At 47.8% G+C, this 20543-nt stretch carries 14 protein-coding genes; 11 read left to right on the forward strand and 3 right to left on the reverse strand.

Translation table 11 applies throughout. From position 1 onward, the window contains the following. Nucleotides 1–564: 564 nt before the first annotated feature. From C5O22_RS10480 to C5O22_RS10510, 7 genes are all read left to right on the forward strand, one after another. Nucleotides 565–1827: a TetR/AcrR family transcriptional regulator gene (locus C5O22_RS10480; RefSeq protein WP_132781597.1), complete on the forward strand. Its 1263-nt coding sequence runs from the start codon at nt 565–567 to the stop codon at nt 1825–1827. Continuing rightward, the gene (locus tag C5O22_RS10485; protein WP_165910495.1) at nt 1824–3476 is read left to right on the forward strand and encodes a TolC family protein; all 1653 of its coding nucleotides are present in this window, start codon (nt 1824–1826) and stop codon (nt 3474–3476) included. The genes C5O22_RS10480 and C5O22_RS10485 overlap by 4 nt, the downstream gene beginning before the upstream one ends. Before the next feature lie 2 nt (nt 3477–3478). Continuing rightward, nucleotides 3479–4471 (forward strand): efflux RND transporter periplasmic adaptor subunit, encoded by a 993-nt coding sequence (locus tag C5O22_RS10490; protein WP_243692926.1) that lies wholly within the window; start codon nt 3479–3481, stop codon nt 4469–4471. Nucleotides 4472–4485: 14 nt separating this feature from the next. Beyond that, nucleotides 4486–7656, forward strand: a complete 3171-nt coding sequence (locus C5O22_RS10495; protein WP_132781601.1) for an efflux RND transporter permease subunit — start codon at nt 4486–4488, stop codon at nt 7654–7656. Between the two features lie 3 nt (nt 7657–7659). Then, entirely contained in the window at nt 7660–7935 is a 276-nt protein-coding gene (locus C5O22_RS10500) for a PG0541 family transporter-associated protein (protein WP_132781603.1), read from the forward strand. A gap of 433 nt (nt 7936–8368) precedes the next feature. Beyond that, nucleotides 8369–9742: a sensor histidine kinase gene (locus C5O22_RS10505; RefSeq protein ID WP_132781605.1), complete on the forward strand. Its 1374-nt coding sequence runs from the start codon at nt 8369–8371 to the stop codon at nt 9740–9742. Between the two features lie 188 nt (nt 9743–9930). Beyond that, nucleotides 9931–10692 (forward strand): substrate-binding periplasmic protein, encoded by a 762-nt coding sequence (locus tag C5O22_RS10510; RefSeq protein WP_165910496.1) that lies wholly within the window; start codon nt 9931–9933, stop codon nt 10690–10692. Between the two features lie 87 nt (nt 10693–10779). On the opposite strand, the gene C5O22_RS10515 is transcribed toward C5O22_RS10510, so the two are convergent. Genes C5O22_RS10515 through C5O22_RS10525 form a run of 3 tightly spaced genes read right to left on the reverse strand, consistent with a single transcriptional unit; the run spans nt 10780 to nt 14062 of the window. Then, a complete protein-coding gene (locus tag C5O22_RS10515; RefSeq protein WP_132781609.1) occupies nt 10780–11718 on the reverse strand; it encodes a type II restriction endonuclease in 939 nt (312 codons plus the stop codon). Then, nucleotides 11715–12626, reverse strand: a complete 912-nt coding sequence (locus C5O22_RS10520) for a DNA-methyltransferase (RefSeq protein ID WP_132781611.1) — start codon at nt 12624–12626, stop codon at nt 11715–11717. The genes C5O22_RS10515 and C5O22_RS10520 overlap by 4 nt, the downstream gene beginning before the upstream one ends. A gap of 59 nt (nt 12627–12685) precedes the next feature. Next, on the reverse strand, nt 12686–14062 hold the full coding sequence (locus tag C5O22_RS10525) for a pyridoxal phosphate-dependent aminotransferase (protein WP_132781612.1): 1377 nt from the start codon (nt 14060–14062) through the stop codon (nt 12686–12688). 377 nt (nt 14063–14439) lie between these two features. On the opposite strand from C5O22_RS10525, the gene C5O22_RS10530 reads away from it, so the two are divergent. Genes C5O22_RS10530 through C5O22_RS10545 form a run of 4 tightly spaced genes read left to right on the forward strand, consistent with a single transcriptional unit; the run spans nt 14440 to nt 20525 of the window. Further along, nucleotides 14440–15105 (forward strand): toll/interleukin-1 receptor domain-containing protein, encoded by a 666-nt coding sequence (locus tag C5O22_RS10530; RefSeq protein ID WP_132781613.1) that lies wholly within the window; start codon nt 14440–14442, stop codon nt 15103–15105. Between the two features lie 50 nt (nt 15106–15155). Continuing rightward, on the forward strand, nt 15156–18272 hold the full coding sequence (locus C5O22_RS10535; RefSeq protein WP_132781615.1) for a DUF499 family protein: 3117 nt from the start codon (nt 15156–15158) through the stop codon (nt 18270–18272). Beyond that, on the forward strand, nt 18269–18859 hold the full coding sequence (locus C5O22_RS10540; protein WP_132781616.1) for a DUF3780 domain-containing protein: 591 nt from the start codon (nt 18269–18271) through the stop codon (nt 18857–18859). The genes C5O22_RS10535 and C5O22_RS10540 overlap by 4 nt, the downstream gene beginning before the upstream one ends. Nucleotide 18860: 1 nt before the next feature. Continuing rightward, the gene (locus C5O22_RS10545; protein ID WP_132781618.1) at nt 18861–20525 is read left to right on the forward strand and encodes an ATP-dependent nuclease; all 1665 of its coding nucleotides are present in this window, start codon (nt 18861–18863) and stop codon (nt 20523–20525) included. The last annotated feature ends 18 nt before the right edge of the window (nt 20526–20543 follow it).

Genomic DNA, 20543 nt, shown 5'->3' on the forward strand with positions numbered 1-20543 from the left:
AAGGCAAGGCTGGGAGGGGAATTTGGGTGCAGCGCTGAGGGGGCCCAAAAACCTGGCGCTATTGCGGGGTGACCCGGAAAGGGGCCAAAAGACGCCCGCTGTGGCCTGGAGGGAGCGTCCCCCATCGGCAAAAACCTCCCGGCGGAGCTTAGAGATCGCCAGAATCGGGTAAGATTGGCTAAAGGGGCCCTTCTCAGGGCCCCGCCGTGGGTGAGCCCGGAGTGGGGGGAGCGCCTGATCGCCTGAGCCGTGGGGCTAGATGTGTGGGCCGGGCTGGAAGCCCGGCCGGGGAGGGGCTGTAGAAGCGGCGAAGGAAGCAGGCGCGAGGGGGGAGCCGCGGCGGCTGAGGCGACGGTATGCGGGCTAAGCTGAGAGGGGGCGGTGCGGTGCTCCCCTCCTGGATGGTGGCAGTGTACGGGGCCTTGCAATGTAAGAAGGGGCGCGATATAGTAAATGTTAACGACCGGTCGGTAACATTGGGGCGCTTTGGGTGTTTTAGAGTAAGTACAGGGGATTCTCAAATCGACTGGCGGTAGCCCCGACCAACGTGAGGGTAGCAGGTAGATGCTTTGCAAAGAAAGGATAATCGAGACTGCCTTTAAGGTGTGGGGAGAAGAATGTTACAGAACTCGCAGTTTGACCACGGTGGCAAAGGCCCTCGGGGTATCCAAGGCGGCGCTGTACCGGCATTTTAAGGACAAGGATGAACTGATTGAGGCCCTCTATCGGGATTTCTATAGTCGTTTTATTCCTCTGATGGAAGAACTGCGGTTGAGATTTCAGGCCTGTTCTTCGCCGAAGGAACGGTTTGTTACGTTTGGATTGCACCTGGCCCGGTATTTCATTCGGCAGGGGGCAGATTTTGGGTTTCTGTTGTTTGTGGTGATGAATGGGCAGAAACCGGAGTGGGCTATCCCCGAACAATTACGGCAGCGGGGCATTACGTTTGAAGACTTTTTTCCCCTCCCGGAATCTGAAAAGGAAGAGCTTATCTATCGTTTTACCCTTATTTTTTCTACCGTTAGTTTTTATTGTGGCCTGTACTATCTTAAACAGTGGTATACCCTCGAAGAGGGGGAAGGGCTTTTTCTGGAATTTATAGAAGGGGTCCTGCGGCGGGGTCTTGGGTTGGATGCGAGGGAGATGGAAGCGGCGCTGGTTTCTTCCGGTGAAACGGAGGGGCGAACCGAAAGTTCCGCCTCTGGATTTAAAGCGGGACAGGGATTTGAAGCGACACAGGGGGCGCAGCAGTCTTTAATTGCCGCTATTGCTGCCGCCGTGGCCGAGCGAGGCCCCTGGGAAGCGTCCATGAGCTATGTGGCCGAGCGTTCGGGGCTTTCAAAAAGCGGTCTCTATGCCCATTTCGCAAGCAAAGAAGCGATGCTTGAGGCCCTTTTTAAAAACGAGTATGAGGCGCTATTGGATTTTTTGGCGAAATACCTAAAGCAAAGAGAAAGGGTCCCCTTCCCGGGGGAAGGGGGCCTCTCGTTGGGTCTGCGGTTGTGGCAGGTTATCGATGCCCTGTATAGCTACCTCTCTGCCCATCGGGACCTGCTGGTTATTCTGGACTGGGTGCGGATTCAACGGATTGATATTGGAAAGCTTCCCGAAAAAGGAAGGGCCCTCTGGGACCTGATGGGGCCCTTCCCGCGGCTTACGGAAAAGCTTCCCCTGGGGCCTTACAATACCCACCGATGGATTCTCTTTTCCCTGATTAGTCTGCTTATGATGCAGTTTCGGCAGCCCGGTGGGGGGCCGGAACGGAAGAGCATACAGAAATTACTTTTTACCTACCTCGCCGCTGGGGTGGAAGGATGGTGTGCATGAAACAGGATGAATGCGGTTTAGTTATGATGTCTGGTGCCTCGCAGGTAGGACAGCCCCTGCTAATGGGGCTAGTGGGGCACCCCTGCAGGAAAAGTCCGCCGGCAGGGACTGGGACGGGGATTGCGGCCGCGGTAACACATCGGCGTTTTCCCCTTGCGCCCGGGTCTCTTATGGGAGGGCTGCTCCTGGGGGCTTTTCTGATGGGCCTGTCCGACGGGCGAGGCCTCTGGGCCCAGGACAGGGGGCCCCAGGGGAACATAGAGCCAAAGACCGCCATCAGTGCCAGCAAGGGTGGTTCTGAAGGAGAGAAGGCACCGGTCGGGGCTGAGAGCAGACCCCAGGTGCTTACCATGGACGATGCGGTAGCCCTGGCGCTGGAGCACAATTTGGGCTTTCGTTCCAGTGGGATTGATCTGGGCGTAAAGGAGCGGAAGGCCAGTACCGCCTGGAATGTCTTTGTCCCGACGATAGATGTGGCCGGAAGTCTGTACCGCCTGAACAAGGAACAGAGTGGTACAACCCTTATTCCGGTGGGGCCCTTAACAGGGGGATATTACGGCGTTATTCCCTATAGTTACACCGCTCCCCAGTGGGGCATGGCAGGAAGCCTTTCTTTTTCGCTCAACCTGAATGTGGCGCTTCTTGAAGGGATCCGCAATGTGCAGCTTGATTACCAGTCAGGAAAGCTCAGTTACGAAAAGGCCCGGGCCCAGCTAGAGCGGGATGTGCGGAAAGCCTATTTACAACTGTTGCTCCTGCAAAAGAATCTGGCCCTGCTCCAGGAGAACCTGGCCGCCGCCCAGCGGCGCTACGAACAGGCCCGGGCCAATTACCGCGCTGGCCTCGTGCCGGAGCTTACCATGCTTCAGGCTCAGGTGGCCCTGGAAAACCTGAAACCCACCCTGACGGAGATGGAGAACGGTATCAAAACCTATCGGGCCAATTTTGCCTTTTTGCTGGGGCTCCCGGGGGACGCGGCCTTTAGTCTTGAACCGGTAGATCTCCCTGCGCCGGTTCCCCTGGATGAGGAGGCTATCGTTCGGCAGGCCGTGGCAAATAAACCGGAACTGCAGGAACTGCGGAATTCCATCCTGGTCCTTGAAAGCACCAAAAAAGCAACCTGGTATAACCTGTACACCCCGACCCTCTCCTTAAGCTGGAATTTTGATCCCACCTTTGCGGGGGACCCCTGGAAGGATTCCTGGTTTGATGGGGATAAGTGGAATCAACGGTCGGGCATGTTTCGGGCTTCCCTGGCCTGGCGCTTGAATGGGCTTTTCCCTTTTTCTAAGGAAGCCCAGAGCCTGAAGGACCTGGAGGATAACCTTTCGAAGCTCCAGGTCTCCTTAGCCCAGGCGGTGCGGGGGGTGGAACTTGAAGTCTATTCGGCGGTGCTGAAACTTAAAAAAAGTGAACAAACCATTGCAAGTTTGAATCTGAATGCGACCCTGGCGGAAAAGGCCTATCGTTTAACCGAGGAGGCTTATCGGGCGGGTAGTAAGGAACTTCTGGAAGTTCAGAATGCGGAATTGGAGATGCAAAAGGCCCGGCTGGAGATCATAAAAGAGCAGTTTAATTATCTTACCGCCTGTATCGATCTAGAATATGCCATGGGGGTCCCCTATGGAAGTCTTACAAGGAGTAAGTAAGGATGAAAAGGATTCATATGTCATCGCAAACGAGGTTTTTTAGAAGTGAAGGGTGGGCAGGTCCCCTGCTGATAGGGCTTGGAATATTCGTTGTGGGGGGGAGTTTGTTTTCCTGTTCCCGCCTTGGCGGAGCTGATACGAGGGCCTCGGCGGGGCAACAGGAGCGGCCCGTGTATGCGGTAAGCACGACCCGGGCAGTTAAAGGTCAAATCCGGGACTATCTTGCCCTATCTGGTGACATTGTGGCTGGATCCACCGTGGATGTGTACCCTGATGTGGCTGGGAAGGTAACGAAATTGATGGTGCGCTTGGGTGAACGGGTGGAAAAGGACCAGGGGCTCCTTGAGGTAGATCCTTCCCGGCCAGGAATGAACTATGTGTCCAGCCTGGTAAAGTCCCCTATTGCAGGGGTGGTCATTGCCGTACCTGCCCAGGTAGGGATGACGGTAGCCCAATCGGTGCCGGTGGTGCGGCTTTCTGCCTCGGGAGCCCTGGAAATTAAAACCTATGTAGCCGAACGGTTCATATCGAAAATACGGGTGGGTCTTCCTGCAATGGTTACCCTTGAGGCATATCCGGGGGAGATCTTCTATGGTACGGTACGAGAAGTAAGTCCCGTGGTGGATCCCCTGTCTCGAACCATGGAAGTTCGGATTAATGTGCAGAATCAAGGAAATAAGCTTAAAACTGGTATGTTTGCTAAGGTACGCATAATAACCCAGGAAAAGCAGAATGTGGTTAAAATCCCCTCTGCGGCGGTGGTCTCTCGGTACGGTGAACAGTGGGTCTTTGTGGTAGAGCCTGATCCAACAGACCCGGCCTTTACCATTGTGCGGAAGCGCCCTATCAAGGGAGGGATTCTTATCGATAACCAACTTGAAGTTCTGGAAGGTCTTGCTGCGGATGAGGAAATCGTTGTCCGGGGCCAGACCCTGCTGGATGATGGAGCCCGGGTAAACGTGGTAGAACGACAACCCGGTGTGGGTTCCCGCTAACGGAGGATATGCCGATGAGTCTTTCGTCAACCGCCGTGTCCCGGCCAACCACCGTTTTTATCGCCTTTGTGCTTCTTATTGGGCTGGGCGTTTTTGCAACCCTGAACCTTCCCATCGATCTGTATCCTGAAATCGAACCCCCTATCCTGGTGGTCTATACCAGTTATTCAGGGGCTGGCCCTGAGGAAATCGAAAAGACCGTAACCCGACCACTGGAAGGGACCCTGTCAAACGTTTCGAACCTGGAAAAACTTACCTCCACCTCGTCCAAGGGTTCCAGCATGGTGATGCTCACCTTTACCTATGGGACCAACATGGCCGATGCGGCCAATTCGGTGCGGGACAACCTGGAACTGGTAAAGCGTTTTCTTCCAGACGGGGCCGATACGCCGCTTATCTTTAAGTTTAACCCCTCTATGATTCCCATCATGGGACTCATGGTAACGGGGAACCGGAGCCCTGAGGAACTGCGGGAAATCGCGGAGAATGCCATTGTTCCCCGGATCGAACAGGTCCCTGGTGTCGCCATGGCCAGTGTTTCCGGGGGAAGGCAGAAAATTATCCGGGTGGAGATTCCTCAGAATCGCCTTGCCGCCTATGGGCTTACCATTACCCAGATCCGTTCAATATTGGCAAGTCAGAACGTGGCGGTCTCGGCGGGATCCATTATGGATGAGGGCCTTTCGTACCTGTTAACCACCGCAGGAGAGTATCAGAGTATAGATGAACTGGGTGCGACGGTGATCGCCTACAAGGGTGGTGGGGTGGTCGGCGGTCAGGCTGAAAGTCCCCGGCTTGTGTATCTGCGGGACATTGCGGATATTTACGAAGGGTATCGAAGCGAAGATAGCCTGGTGTACGTGAATGGCATCCCGGCGGTACAGATTTCGGTGCAAAAACAGAGCGGCAAAAACTCGGTGCAGACCGCCCGGGAACTCCGTAAGCGGCTTGAGCGAATTGCCAAAGAGGTCCCGCCGGGGGTGCAGATTACCGAAATTTTTAACACCACCGATATTATCGAAAATTCAATTAACCAGGTATCATCCAGCGCTCTCCAGGGGGCGCTCCTGGCGATTCTGATTTTGTTTTTTTTCCTTCGTTCTATAAAACCCACTATTATCATTGGTATTACGATACCGGTCTCCCTGCTCTTGACCCTTATGATCATGTACTTCTGGGGACTTACCCTGAATGTCATGACCCTGGCGGGTCTTGCTCTGGGGGTGGGGATGCTGGTAGATAACTCCATCGTTATTCTCGAAAACATTTACCGGTACCGGGAAAAGGGGGCCAAACTCAGACCCGCCGCAATCTTAGGAAGTCAGGAGATGATGACCGCCATTACCGCATCAACCCTGACAACTATTTGTGTTTTTGCCCCCCTGGTGATGTTCCGGGGGATGCTGGAGATTGTGGGTGAACTTTTTAGCGGTCTTGCCTTTACGGTGGTTATCTCTCTGAGTACCTCCCTGGTGGTAGCGGTAGTCCTTATCCCGGTGCTGGCAAGCCACTACCTTCCCCTGACGACGAGGAAACAAAAACCTTTACAGGGCCTTTTGGCGGTGATTGACCGACCCTTTGCGGCCTTTTTTGATGGTCTGGATGCGGCCTATCGTCGAGCGGTGGATTGGGTGCTCCGCCATAAAACAATTACGGTGCTTTTCATTGGGGCCCTCTTTGTGGGAAGCCTGCTGCTGATACCGGTGATTGGCTATATCTTTATGCCCGAACAGGAGGCCGATTCCATTACGGTGAATGCCACCCTGCCGGTGGGAACGCCCTTAAAAGAAACCGATACGGTGTTGCGGAGCCTGGAGGCGCTGATTCAGCAGGAGGTGCAGGGGTATAAGCGGATTATCGTTAATGTGGGGCAACAGGGCTTTTTTGGGCTCGGGAGTTCCTCCGTTAACCGGGGCTCTATCCAGATTACCCTGCCGCCGTATAAAGAGCGGATCGATTCGGCGGAAAGCATCAAGCAAAAGGTGCGTTCCCATTTTACCCAGTTCCCGGGGGTCAGTTTTAGTTTTTCCAGTTCTACCCAGGGGATGCGTATTGGCAGCGCCAGTCCCATCGATATTCTGGTGAAAACCGATGACCTTGTAAAAGGCAAGGCTATCGCCGAAAAAATTATGAACCTCATTAAGGAGCGGGTTCCTCAGGCCACAGAACCTTCTATCGATCTTCGGGATGGGCTGCCCCAGATCGAAGTTCAGTTTGATCGGGAGCGGATGTATGCCCTGGGCCTTAATGTATACACCGTGGGGAACGAACTTAAGGCGGCCGTGGATGGTCTTACCGCCACAAAGCTTCGCCAGGGGGGGAACGAGTACGATGTGGTGCTGATTCTCCCTGAATCTGATCGGGATGAATTGCCCGACCTGGATCAATTATTTGTGAATAGTCCCACGGGGCAGCGTATTGCCTTTTCTAGCTTTGCCCGCTATGTAAAGAGCACCGGCCCTATCACTATCCGGCGGGAGAACCAGAGCCGGGTGATCCATGTAACGGCCGGCACCCTGCCGGGCGTACCCCTCAATGTGGTGGAAAACCAGATCCGGGCCCTCATCAGCCAGGAAATCCCCGCGGAAGAGGATGTGATCATCGAATATTCGGGGGACTTCCAGCAACTGCAGGAATATTTTGTCAAATTTATATTGATCATGGTGGTGGCGGTCTTCCTTGTTTTTGGGGTGATGGCGAGCCAATTTGAATCCCTGCGGGACCCCTTCATCATCATCTTTACCATCCCCATGTCGGTGATTGGGATCGTGGCCATCTACGGCCTTACCGGCGAAATCTTTAATATCCTTACGGCGGTGGGGCTGTTGGTGCTTGTGGGGGTCATCGTAAACAATGGGATTGTACTGGTGGATTACACGAATCTTCTTCGAAAGCGGGGGCTGTCCCTCCATGAAGCCTGTGTGGAGGCGGCGGGTAACCGCCTGAGACCTATCTTGATGACCACCCTGACGACGGTGCTGGGGCTTGTCCCTATGGCCTTTTTCCCCGGGGAAGGATCGGAACTGGTGGCTCCCATCGGTAAGACCGTTCTTGGGGGCTTAAGTTTTGGTACCCTCATGACCCTGTTCTTGATGCCGGTGATTTACTATGTGTTTAATCGACATAGTGACGAACGGCAGGCCCGGCAGGAAGCCCGGATAGAACGCATCGCAGAAGGCAGGTAGGCCATGGTACGGATAGAAATATTTGCGAATCGGTCGGTGGAAGAGGATCTCCTGGAGGCCTTTAAAAAGGCCCAGGTAGCCCAATACTACACCAAAATCCCCGTAGTCCATGGGGTGGGTTCTTCGGGCCCCCGGATGGGAGACGCCATCTGGCCGGAAGAAAATTTTTCCCTGGTGATCTGGTGTGATGAATCAGAGGCCCATACGATTGCCCGAATCGTGGAAGAGGTAAAACTCCGTTTTCCCCATGAGGGAATAAAGCTCTTTGGGCTTGAGTAAGCCTGGTATGTGAAAGGGCTGGGATTGCCCTACAGGAAACTAGCCCCTCAGGAAGTCCTGGAGGGGGTCAGCCTCTTCGGCGCTTCTGAGAGGGGCGAACAGGGAAGCCTTCTTAAAGACGCGTTGGAGGGAGCCTGAAAAATGGGCTCCCCCTCGTCATTGGGGGGGCCCGAAGAGGTGTTCCTCCCTCGTTTTCCCCAGCCACACACACCTCCCCCATACCCGTAGAAGGTTCCCCGATAGCGATAGAGGGGCCCTCACTTTTGGAATGACAAAAAATAATGCCCCCCTGTTTTTGGATTTGCATTTTCTTTTGCCCCTCTTTTATACTTTTAAGAGGTAATAGATATAGATCCGTAGCTCTAGGTATTGAAAAAATCTGGGGCTATAACTAAGGGAATGGGCCTTTCGGTCTTGCGAGTATATAGGGGCAATGAAAGAAAAAGAGAGTTCTCTCTCGTTACTGGTTGTTATTTCCCGTTCTTTGGTTCGAACCTTTGCAGTAACCATGGCAATTATCTTGCTCCTCTGGTCTTTCTTTGCGGTGTTTTATACTTTAGAAACCGTCAAAAAAGACTCCCTTGCTGTGCAAGGAGTTGTTCATACTACTCTAACCGATGCTATCTGGGAAATGGATAATGAACGGCTTACCGAACAGGCGGAGGCCCTCTTTTATAATTGGAATCTTTCTTTTCTGAGAATTGAAAACGAAGAAGGATATCCTTTGTTTGAAAAACAGCGGAATGGGAGTATAACAGCTTCCCCTAAAAATGTAACAGTTATTCCCCTTTCCCGTCAGGGCTATCCCCTGGGAACCGTATCCTATAGTGTTGATCACTCTTTTGTGTGTGCCTCTGTATTCAAGGGGATACTGTTTTTTGGTTTAGGGGGTGTTTTGGTGCTCCTGATTACCCTGTATACCCTGCGAAAACGGCTTTTCATAGAATTACAAAAACCCCTGGATGAATTAAAGGCCTTGATAGCCACCTATGCTCATTTACTTTCAGAAGATAGGGCAAGTCCTCAAGAGCGGAATAAACATATCATGCTCTATAATCAGGTTCCCGCGCCACTGTATAAAGAATTTGAAGAACTATATACATTGTTGGCCAATCTAAAGAACACCATCCTTACACAACTTCGACAACTGGAAGAGGCCCACCAGGAACGGGAACTGCTTCTGAGAGAAATAAATCATCGGGTTTTTAACAATTTGCAACTGCTCGGTGCCATCTTGAATCAGCAGGCGGAGGTCCAGCGGGTTCGCTGTGCTGAAGAGTATCGGGTCTTTGATAAGGTGATCCAGCGCATCGAGGTGCTTGCGGAGGCCTATAATCAATTGTGGGAATCCAAGCATGTGAATGGGGTAGAAATGGCCCAATATCTGGAACGAATCGTAAGTTTTGTCCAGCAGGTTGGTGATTCCCCCGACATTCAAATCCATACGGCTCTTTCCGCGATGATTTTCCCTTTGGATGTGGCCCTTGCCTGTGGTCTTATCTGTTATGAGCTTCTCTCCAACGCCCTTTCCCATGCCTATGAGAAACAGAAGGGGGCCGTCTGGCTTTCTTTGAAAATGGAAGGTCCCCTTGTTTCTTTCTCTGTCCGGGACGAAGGGAAGGGATGTCTGTATTCCTTTGATATGCCCCCTGAGGGAACGCTGGGGTTCCGCTTTGTTCGAGTGCTAGCCGATCAGATACGGGCTACGCTGGTTCAACGGAAGGATACCGTTGGTTGTCATGTGGAACTTACCTTTCCTCGGGATGTGGTGGAAAACTCTTTTAAGGAACCTTTGTATTCAATATGAATATAAAAAATGAAGGTCGAGAGATACTATTCCCTTTTGAGGATACGCCCGTTAGGGCTAGAAGGGTTTTTAAGGAAAGGCCCCCCCCTTTTTTCTCATTCCAGAATATCGTAGCCAAAAGAAAAACTTTTTTAGAAAGGAAAAAGAGATTTTATCAATGGCTGCTCCTGGGGGGGACCTTCCTGACTATGTTTGGTTTGCTTCTGGGGGGAAGCCCCTTTACCAGGCAAGATGGAACGGCATTTGTAGGCAGGATAGGAGAAAAGGATAGCTCCCGTACTATCCCGCTGGTGATTGGAGAGTGGGCCCCCTATACGGGAAAAAATCTTTCTGAATATGGTGCGGCAAGCCAGATTGTTTCGGCAGCTTTTCGGGCCGTTGATCTAGTTTCCGTGTATACATTTTTACCCTGGGATCGCTGCGAGTACCTCGTAAAAAAGGGAGAATACTTTGCCTCTTTCCCATACCTCCTGATCCCTGAACGGGAAAAGGACTTTTGGTTTTCGGCCCCCTTATTTGTCTCTTCGGTGAAGATCCTGCGATATATCCCAAACCTGCGAACCAATTCCTTTGTGTATGACGGGAATCCTGCTTCGTTAAAGGCTTTCAGGGTGGGGACCACCGAAGGGACCAATGCGGTGATCTTCCCGTTAAAGGCGGCGGGGGTGGTGGTGGAACCCTCCCGTACCCTTGACCTGGCGATAAAAAAACTTGCCGCAGGACGGCTTGATCTGGTAATCGAAGAAGAAGCGACTATCCTGGATGCGGTCCGTCGCATTTTCCCCGGGAAGGAAGCTCTTTTTGAGTTTCTTCCCGAGCCCTTTTTGGCCCAGCGGGAGTACCGGTTGATGGTTTCCAAACGGTATCCCCGAGCTCAGGCTATTCTCGAGCGTTTTAATGAGGGCCTACGGCGGATTAAAGAACAACGTTCCCACGATCTGGGCCGCTGAGGTAGGGGAGATGGCGGTAGGGCTCCCTTTTTGTATAAAAGATAGGATGACGAAGTGCATGCTGTGCAAGTTAAGGGAGAGGGGTCTCTAGTGGCATTCCACCGGTGGAAAAAGCAATTTTTCTAGTATTCCATCTTTTAGCAGATGTAAATTGAACAGGTACCCACCCTGTAGGTAATATTCTTTTAGAAAACGTTTGGCAAAATCCCATCCCTTCCCGTCGGTAATCCAGATAAAGTCAATGGTATCACAATTTTTCCTAATGTCATTTAATCTTTCTTTGTATTCCCGGGCAGTAGCATTTAACTTCGATCCACCACCGGTGTAATAATTTACTTCCATCAAAAAAAGTTTGTCTTTTGAGCGTACTGCAAAGTCATAAGTTCTATCAGGTATCTCTATATTCACAGAAAAAGTCCTTTCAATTTTATCATTGTTAGCCTGTTTACAATAGCAAAAATCATCATGATATTTCTTCTTCAAAGATTCAAAATATTTTCCAACGATTTTTTCCATTAAGATTCCACTTCGATTTTTTCTTGCATTGGAATCAAGACCAACTTCGATACCATACATATAATCAACAAAATTCTTAATTTTGTTTTCAAGTATTAATGCATTAAGGCCTGATTTCAGAAAGAAATCGGCAATTTTCTGAATCTCCTCTTTCGGATATTTTTGTTTAGACCTAAAATCATACTTAATAGACTCAGGTATTGAAAGCTCGGATCCTGAATTTTCATCTAAAATATTGAAAACCCTCTCGCGAGATGCAATTAAAAATGGAATTATTGGTACTATTCCTGGATCTTTTGAAATAACTTCTATTAAGGCCTTTTGAGGATCGGTTTTACCAATGATATAGTTCAGTACGTTTAAGTGATACTCAATGTCATTAATTTTGCTATAAATTTTCTCCCAGTCCACAAACCAATCAAAAATGGTCCTATTTTCGAATGTTTTGAGTATGTATTCAAAAGCTTCATCGTCTGTTTTGTATCCAAGCAATTCGGTAATTCTGTTCATTGGTAATTCTCAAATTGTAAAAGAGACAGATTTGTTTTTATGCTATCCTCAAGCCGTTCTTTTGTAATAGCACAATAGGCAGGGTCTATTTCTATTCCTATATAGTATCGCTTGCCGATCAATATGGTAGCCACACCCGTAGTGCCTCCTCCATTAAAAGGATCTAAAATAATATCTCCTGGTTTTGTAGAAGCTTCTATAATTCTTTTTAATAAAGCTACCGGTTTTTGTGTAGGATGTTTTCCAAACTTTTTTTCTTCTTGTTTCGGAGTCGGAATAGACCAAACCGAACGCATTTGGGTGTTTTCTTTTTTTAAGAAATCTTCTGGATATTTCCCGTTTTTTACTTTTAAATAATTAAATGTATGTTTAGCTTTTTTATCCTTTTTTGCCCAAAGAAGGGTTTCGTGAGAAGCAGTAAAATATCGACAACTTAAATTAGGAGATGCATTCGGTTTAAACCAGGCGATATCATTTAAAATATGAAAATTAAGTTTTTGTAATATATACCCACACTGATAGATACTATGGTACGTACCGCTTATCCAAATGGTTCCTTCTGGTTTTAAAACCCTTCTACAAGCAGCAATCCATGTTTCGTGAAAAAGTGTATCGTTCTCAAACCCTTTGCTTTTGTCCCATTTACCTTTATTGACACTTACCATTCGCCCATTCTGACATGTAATACCATTGTTAGAAAGCATATAGGGAGGATCTGCGAAGATCATGTCTATCGATTCATCAGGAAGTTTCTCTAATACCTCTAAGCAATCGGCATTGAATAAGGCTGTTTTATCTGTTTTATAGAACAATGAGGGAGCCATATTTATTTTACTTACTAGTTCTTCAAAGCGCTTGCCAGGATGGAGAATTTCGTTTACCTGTTCTATGTGTTGGGCTTCAGTCATGAGAATATTCTAACTCATTTTTGGAAAATAATAAACTCCCATCCTGGTTATTGTTTCATTTAGTTTTCTTCCATATACCGTTGGGCGCGTTCTGCAAGGGTAGCAAAAATAGCCTGCCGTTTCCTATCGTCCTGTTCGAGGAGGGTAAAGCGAAAGCCTTGGAACTCAGTCGCAAAACCCGAGAGGGGAACCACACAGATCCCTGTACTTGCCAGAAGCCAATACGCAAAACGTTTGTCCGGAGCGGATGGATGAGTTGCGTGTTCTATGATGCTTTCTATGTAAGAGGCTAAGGATGCTGTTTCTATAGAGAAGGGCCTTTTTTTTGACCTTTCCTCTGCTAAGAAATCCGTATCAAACAGAACCGTGGCATAAAAGGCCCCTTCGGGCATGATAAATGTAAGGCCTTCTTTCCCTCGAAAAGCTTCACGGGCTTCCTGGGCTCGCTGGGCAAATTGGGCTTTCCGTTTTTCCAGATGGGCAGAATATTGGGGATTACCCATAATGGCGGGAATGCAGAGTTGGGGAAGGCTAGTGGCACAGACTTCAAGCCGTTTTGCCGCAGCGATGCCTTCGATATAGAGGGCAAATTCTCTGTTCGTTGCTTTGTTGTATACTTCAATCCAGCCACAGCGAGCGCCGGGCCAGGGAATTTCTTTAGAAATTGAACGGAGGGCGATACCAGGAACGTCTCCAATCACCTGGGCAAGGGATGCGGTAGGAGAGGGCCCAAAATGGATGTTAAGATAGGTTTCATCAGCAATGATAAACAAACCGTGGCGCCGAACAATTTCTACAATATGTGAAATAGTTTCTGGTGTATATACCGTTCCCGTAGGATTCCCCGGATTGATGTATACAATTCCGACGATATCAGGGTTCATTTCCACAAGCTGTTCTAGTTGATTGAGGTCGGGCTCCCAGTTCCGTAAAGGATCCAGTGGATAGGTAATGGGAGGCTTCCCTGAATGGAAGGTCTCTGCGCCAGCATGGGCAGGATAACAAGGAGAAGGGATAAGGATGCGAGAAGCGGGGTCTAATAGCTGGTATAATTTTCCAATTGCGTCCCCAAGACCATTAAAAAAGATGATATCCTCCTGTTCGAGGTGGGAGCAGGGAGCCCCAGGCAAGGTGTTACCGTTAGTTCCTTGTACGACTTGGTTCCTTCGTTGATTTACCTGGGCCGCAATAAATTCCCGGCTTTCTCCGATACCTTCGGTTTCAGAATAGGCATAGGAACAGTTTTCTCTGGTTTTTTCTGCCACTATGGAGCGAATCCATTCAGGAACGCTTTCCCCCTTTTTTACGGGGTCCCCGATGTTCTCCCAGATGATGGGAATATGCCAGCGGCTTTCGATGGTTTTTGCTACGGCGACGATATCCCGGATTTCATAATGGATTTTCCCCGCATGGGGATGCACAATGCTTCTGCGCATAGGGCCCTCCTGCCGCTCCTCGGGGTTGGGCCCCTGTCCAACGGACATAAAAAAAGCCGCAATCCCCGCATGGTGGATCGCGGCCTTGTGATATATAAACAGCTAGCCGCGACCCGGTGGATCTGCGGCTGCTGCGACGAAACAAAAAAGGATTGAAAAACAGGATTGGTAAACCATGTCTTCATCATTGGCGAGAAGAAGCAAAATGTCAAGGGGCGGGAGGGGTGGGGGAGTAGCATACAGCGGAGAGAATCTTGCGAATAGTTAGAAAAAATCGAGTTGCCGGGAGGGGAAAAGAGGGTAATAATTGCTTATAGTATTTAAAGAAAAAGAATGTTTTTATTTAAAGACATAGGGTAAAAGGAGGGGATAGTATTATGAAAGCTTTTATTAGTTATTGTGCACATAACTACTACCAGCATGCTCAAAAAGCAAAAGAATTTTTAGAGGCAATAGAAATTAAATCGTTTCTAGCAGATGACGATTTAAGAACTGCATCTGATTGGAAAAATACAATTGTTAAAGAAATTAATACATCAGAAATATTTATACCTTTACTTTCTAAGGAATTTAAAGCCTCTGATTGGTGTTCTCAAGAGCTAGGGATTGCTTATTCGCAGGCGAAAAAGATAATTCCGATTAGCCTTGATGGTACAAAACCGTATGGATTTATCAATCATCTGCAAACAAGATCCTATGAGAATTATGGGTTACAGTTACTCATAGCAGAAGGTCTACTGGAAAATCATATTATGAATGGGGGCTTAGGTTTTGCTAAACTTGTAAAAGAGGCTGGATGTTTTCGATATTCAGAAATAGTTTTTAAAATACTGTACCCCTTTTTCGATGTTTTAGATAAAGAGACCTTAAATCAGATAATTGTATCCGCTATAAAAAATGGCCAAGTATGGTTAGCCAATGAATGTGCAGAAAAGTATATACCTGAATTGCTAAAAAAACGAAAAAACGATATAGATCCTGAACTATATAGAAAATTAGAATATCAAATCAGAGAAGGAAGATGGTATTCTGATAATGTATAATTCAAAGAAAATCTCTTGCTCATATTTTAAAAGAGGGTAATACTATAGCCATGCCAACACTAGCTGAAACCTGTATCCCCCGGAAGTCCGTTTTTGACCGGGCCCGACGCGACACGGTACTTAACTTAAGTGATCTCTTACAGAATAGGCTTGATATCGATTATGCCCGTCAATTCTTTGAGGAAAATTATATTACCGCCGGCATGAAGGTCCTTATCCAAAAAAGTTTTGATCGGCTTTCTGGTAAACAGGATCAACCCTCTGCGTACCTTTTATCCCAGGCTATGGGTGGCGGTAAAACCCATAGCATGATTGCTCTGGGGCTCTTAGCCCGCTATCCTGAAATCCGTCATCGATTAGGGACGGATTTTCAATTAGGGAATGAGGTCTATACTGTTATCGGTTTCGATGGTCGGGAATCGGATTACCCCTTTGGTCTATGGGGTGCCCTGGCGGATCAGTTAGGGCAGAAAGACCTCTTTGCATCCCTGTATACTCCTTTGCAGGCCCCAGGGGTAACATCCTGGGTGCATCTATTAAAAAACAAATCTGTCATTATTCTATTAGATGAATTGCCTCCCTATTTTAATAATGCCCGGTCTATCCAAATTGGTTCTTCCAATCTAGCAGAAGTAACAGCTACAGCCCTCTCAAATTTGCTTGTTGCTGCAAACCGAGAAGAACTTTCGCGGGTAGTCATTGTAATCTCTGATCTTTCTTCCACTGCGTATACTGATGGTTCGCTGCTCATTAACCAAGCTTTGGAAAATTTCAGACAAGAAACACAACGGAATGTTGTTCCTATCGAACCAGTGGCAACCCAGGGGGATGAAATCTTTCATATTCTCCGGACTCGCCTTTTTGAAACCCTGCCAGATAACGCTGTTCGTGATGCTATTGCAGTGGCCTATGCAAAGTCGGTGGAACAGGCAAGGCAGATGGATCTGACGGCAGAAACACCCGCTTCCTTTGCAAGTCAGATTCGGGAATCCTATCCCTTTCATTATGCTCTACGAGATCTTTATGGTCGCTTTAAAGCCAACCCAGGATTCCAGCAGACCAGGGGATTACTCCGACTTATGAGGGCTGTTACTGCAAATCTTTGGGAATCGGGGAAAGCCCAACGGCTTGAACTTATCCATCCTTACGATATTGATTTAAATGTTCAGGAAATCTTTAATGAATTTTCTACAATAAATCCAACCCTTACCGAAGCAATACGGGTAGACATTGCCAACTTTGGTGCATCCCATGCCGAACAGCTTGATGCCAAATTAGGTGGTGAAAGTCAAGCTCAGGATGCGGCAAAGCTTTTGTATGTCGCTTCTTTGTCTACTGCACAAAATCCAGAACTGGGGCTTCATGACGGTGAACTTATCGCATGGCTATGCAGACCCGGCAGAGATGTGTCCCGTATGAAAACAGATGTGCTGGAACAGCTTCCGGCCAGTGCTTGGTACCTCCACGTGTCTAATGATGGAAGGCTTTATTTTAAGAATGTACGAAACCTCGCGGCAACCCTTCATAGCTATGTAGAATCGTACAATAGGGAAACAAAAATAAAAGAATTGCGGGAATATTTAGTAAGCCTGTTTAAACCCATCCGAGGAGATGTATACCAGGAATGCCTGGTGTTACCGAATTGGGAGGAAGCTCAACCAGGAATAGAAAAAACAGTGTTAATTGTTACCGATCCCTTCTCTGTAACGGGCACTTCACAGCAAATACCTTTGCACCAGGAATGGATCCATTTTTATGAGAACCTGGAATACAAAAATAGGGTGCTTTTTCTTACCGGTGATCGGGATACAATGGAAGAGGTATTAAAAAATGCCGCACTCCTTAAAGCTATCCGTACTATCCTGGCGGAACAGGAAAGTGAACATCTTTCTGAACGGGATCCTCAAAGGATAGAAGCTAACCGGAGCAGAGATCGTATTTTGTTGAGTCTCAGGAGCGCCATACAGCAAACCTTTAGTATGGTTCTCTATCCGGGACGGTCAGGTTTACGGAAAGAAGAAATTAAGTTTGTTTTTGATGCCAATTCCTTTAATGGTGAAGATCAGATCCGTGAAGCCCTGAAGCAGTGCCAGAAATTTAGCGATGGGAGTGGAAATATTGAAAGCTGGATTAGCAAAATAGAAGACCGTTTGTTCGATAATCAAAATCCAGTTCGATGGCGGGATATTAAAGCCCGGGCAGCCACTAAGCCGGATTGGCCCTTACATCTGCCCCGATTCCTTGATGATGTAAAAAATCAGGCTCTTCGCCTGGGTAAATGGCGCGAAGAGGGGGATCTTATTCGAAAGGGACCGTTCCCGAAAGAACCTAGTACTGTTTCTATTATTGTAAAAAACAGGGATGAGACCACAGGTGTTACGGTATTGGATATTCGTCCTGTAGGTGGAACCAAAGTCGTTTATGAAATTGGAGATGGGGAGCCTACCACAACGAGTGAAGTTGTTCCAAACTATTCGGCCTTTGAAACAAAGGATTTACGGCTGACATTTAAGTGTATCGATGAAAATGATCCAGGCCGGAAGAGTAAAATTGTCCGATGGACCAATAAGATTACTCTGCAAAGTCGGGTTTTTGAGCAGGCAGGAGAACGATATATAGAACTCCTGGCGATACCTCCTGTTCCTATTTATTATACAACCGATGGCACCGATCCAAGAATTCATGGAGTGTCCTACGAGGGCCCTTTTCCAATTCCTTCTGGTTGCAGGGTCATTCAGGCCATAGGGAAAAAAGATGATATCGAAAGCGATCTGCTTACTCGGGATATTCAGCAAATAACAAATAGAAGCGTGGACCCCGCCCGTTCATTAATCTGGAAAACAAAGCGTTTTATAAACCTTACTACAAATGATGCGTGGGAACTTATTAGTCGTATGGAAGAATTTAATGCTATAGGAGAAGGTATAACTCTCTATCTGGAATTCCCTGAGACTGGCGGTGAAGAATTTAATTATACCGCTCCCCCGGGAATTAAAAAAAGCGGTGTAGAACTCCGAAAAATCCTAGAAATGATAGGATCCTATGGGGACACTCCAAATATCACGTTGAGCCTTCACCAATTGCATTTTGAACGGGGGCAAGGTTTTCTTGATTGGGTTAATAAATATAGAATTGCCTACGATTTTGATCGAGAGGTACATCAGTGACCGGTAAGTTTGCTGGTTTTGGCTTTGATCCCTTGAAGTATAACCATTTTTTTAGTTTGTTATTGCCTGTAGCAAAGGGTAGTCCAGAAAAAGCTGTCGTTAAAATTGTTGAACATTTTGAATGGAAGGACAGTATCCCTGATATAGCTGCCGTTCCCTATGACAGCAGGGAACTAAAAGCTCTTATTTCTCTCTCACTTTTTAAAGAAATAACTGAGCCCGTAAAGGCAGAATTTAATCGCCGCCTTACCGCAAAGGGGCTGCCAACCGGTAAGTGGCCTGCAAAAGGTGGTACTGCCTTGCTAAGCCCCGCATTTGGCAAAGAGCTTTTGGTTCTTCTCTGGGCTATAGAGGATGCGGATCCAACCCTGGTTCAGAATGCGGTCCGTAACTGGCTCGGGCTTTCTCCTGAGGAACGTTGGTGGCTCTATACCATGACCAATGCCGCCACAGGCCAGGCCTTTGCGGGCCGTAACCGGGGCTGGCGCAAGGCGCTTCGCTTTGCCCTTTGCGAAAATCCTATTACCGATATGGCAATTATCAGGAAAAAGCCGGTTTTAGAACTGGAGCTGTTTGAGGACGAATAGGATGCTTACGAAACTTGAAATCCATAATTTTAAAAATTTTGAAACCATCTCGATTGATGTAGCTCAGGTTACTGTCCTGGTGGGGCCTAACAATTCCGGAAAAACCACCATATTACAGGCTTTAACACTCTGGGATATAGCACTGCGAAAATGGATTGCTAAGAAAACGAGCAGCAAAGCAAAAGAACGGACCGGCGTAACCATCAATAGGCAGGATTTGTTTGCTATCCCCGTACCGGAAGCAAAGCTCCTCTGGCACGATCTGCATGTCCGATCCGGAGTTGGCGAAAACAGCGCTGTTTTTTTAACGATTGTTTTAGAAGGTATAACAGACCAAAAAAAATGGAAAGCGGGTTTGCAGTTTTATTATGCTAACCCTGAATCGTTATACGTAAAGCCCATGGAAGGGCTGGATAATCCTGAAAATCTTGAACTAGCTCAAAAAGAAACAGTAGCATATTTGCCGCCCATGTCCGGCCTTTCAGCCGTAGAAGAACGCCTGGAAGAAGGCAGTATCCGCAGGCGTATCGGAGAAGGTCGTACCGCCGAGGTGCTTCGGAACCTGCTTTGGAAAATCTATGATACCGATAAAAGTGCTTGGAATGAACTTTGCCAGGTTGTAAATAAAGAATTTGTTACCGAACTATTGCCGCCCCACTATCATAGTGCAACGAGCCTTATCACCTGCAGAATAAAGGAAAAGAATCATCCTGAAATGGATATTACCGCCAGCGGAAGGGGATTCCAACAGTTCGTTTTGCTATATAGTTATTTGTATTATCAAAAACACACCATATTGCTTCTGGACGAGCCCGATGCTCATCTGGAAATAATTCGTCAGAAATCTCTCTTTAACGCCCTTGCGGATTATTGTAAAAAAAATAATAACCAGCTCATCATTGCCACCCATTCGGAAGCTATTCTGGATACCGCTGCGGAAAATGGGGATCTCATTCTTGCCTTTGTAGGAACCCCTCACCGGGTTCAAAAACTGGAACACTTAAAAAAATCCCTCTCTGATATTCCCGCATCGGATTATATGCTGGCCCTGGAAAAGCAACGCATTCTGTATGTAGAGGGCACGACAGATCTAGCCATGCTCAAGGCCTTTGCAAAGGTATTACAGCATCCTGTGCAAGAAAAATTGCAACAGACCTTTGTGGTCTACATGAATACCAATGACCTTTCATTTTGCAGAAAGCATTTCTTAGGCCTTAAAGAGGCTGTCCCTGAGCTACAAGCAGTACTTCTTACCGACCATCTAACGACAAAACCAGAGATGCCGCCGGGTCTTCTTCATCTTGAATGGAAACGGAACGAAATAGAATGCTATCTTCCCCTTCCAACTGTTCTATACCGTTATTTTTCAGATAATACAGAACAAAGAAGCGAGCTGTTTACCTCCGAGACTCAAGCTCTATTGCAGGAAATAATTACCCAGGAAACAGCTCCGGCAGCCCTCGTCGATCCAAACCATGAGTTCTGGAAAAATGAAAAGCTATCCGACAAATGGCTAAGCCCTATATTGCGAAAATATTACGAAGCTATCAGGTACCCCATGGAATTGCGGAAAAGCGATTTTTATCTCCTCGCGGAGCTGGCGCGGCCAGAGGAACTCGACCCGGAAATAAAAGAGAAACTTGATACGCTTGAACGTATGTTATAACCCACCTAAGGAGTGTGC

The organism is Treponema sp. J25 (assembly GCF_004343725.1).
Taxonomy (GTDB): Bacteria; Spirochaetota; Spirochaetia; order Treponematales; family Breznakiellaceae; genus J25.

Bases quoted from the DNA above. Each gene is read 5' to 3' on its own strand.
- C5O22_RS10480 (WP_132781597.1), top strand. From the start codon at position 565: ATGCTTTGCAAAGAAAGGATAATCGAGACTGCCTTTAAGGTGTGGGGA.
- C5O22_RS10485 (WP_165910495.1), top strand. From the start codon at position 1,824: ATGAAACAGGATGAATGCGGTTTAGTTATGATGTCTGGTGCCTCGCAG.
- C5O22_RS10490 (WP_243692926.1), top strand. From the start codon at position 3,479: ATGAAAAGGATTCATATGTCATCGCAAACGAGGTTTTTTAGAAGTGAA.
- C5O22_RS10495 (WP_132781601.1), top strand. From the start codon at position 4,486: ATGAGTCTTTCGTCAACCGCCGTGTCCCGGCCAACCACCGTTTTTATC.
- C5O22_RS10500 (WP_132781603.1), top strand. From the start codon at position 7,660: ATGGTACGGATAGAAATATTTGCGAATCGGTCGGTGGAAGAGGATCTC.
- C5O22_RS10505 (WP_132781605.1), top strand. From the start codon at position 8,369: ATGAAAGAAAAAGAGAGTTCTCTCTCGTTACTGGTTGTTATTTCCCGT.
- C5O22_RS10510 (WP_165910496.1), top strand. From the start codon at position 9,931: ATGTTTGGTTTGCTTCTGGGGGGAAGCCCCTTTACCAGGCAAGATGGA.
- C5O22_RS10515 (WP_132781609.1), bottom strand. From the start codon at position 11,718: ATGAACAGAATTACCGAATTGCTTGGATACAAAACAGACGATGAAGCT.
- C5O22_RS10520 (WP_132781611.1), bottom strand. From the start codon at position 12,626: ATGACTGAAGCCCAACACATAGAACAGGTAAACGAAATTCTCCATCCT.
- C5O22_RS10525 (WP_132781612.1), bottom strand. From the start codon at position 14,062: ATGCGCAGAAGCATTGTGCATCCCCATGCGGGGAAAATCCATTATGAA.
- C5O22_RS10530 (WP_132781613.1), top strand. From the start codon at position 14,440: ATGAAAGCTTTTATTAGTTATTGTGCACATAACTACTACCAGCATGCT.
- C5O22_RS10535 (WP_132781615.1), top strand. From the start codon at position 15,156: ATGCCAACACTAGCTGAAACCTGTATCCCCCGGAAGTCCGTTTTTGAC.
- C5O22_RS10545 (WP_132781618.1), top strand. From the start codon at position 18,861: ATGCTTACGAAACTTGAAATCCATAATTTTAAAAATTTTGAAACCATC.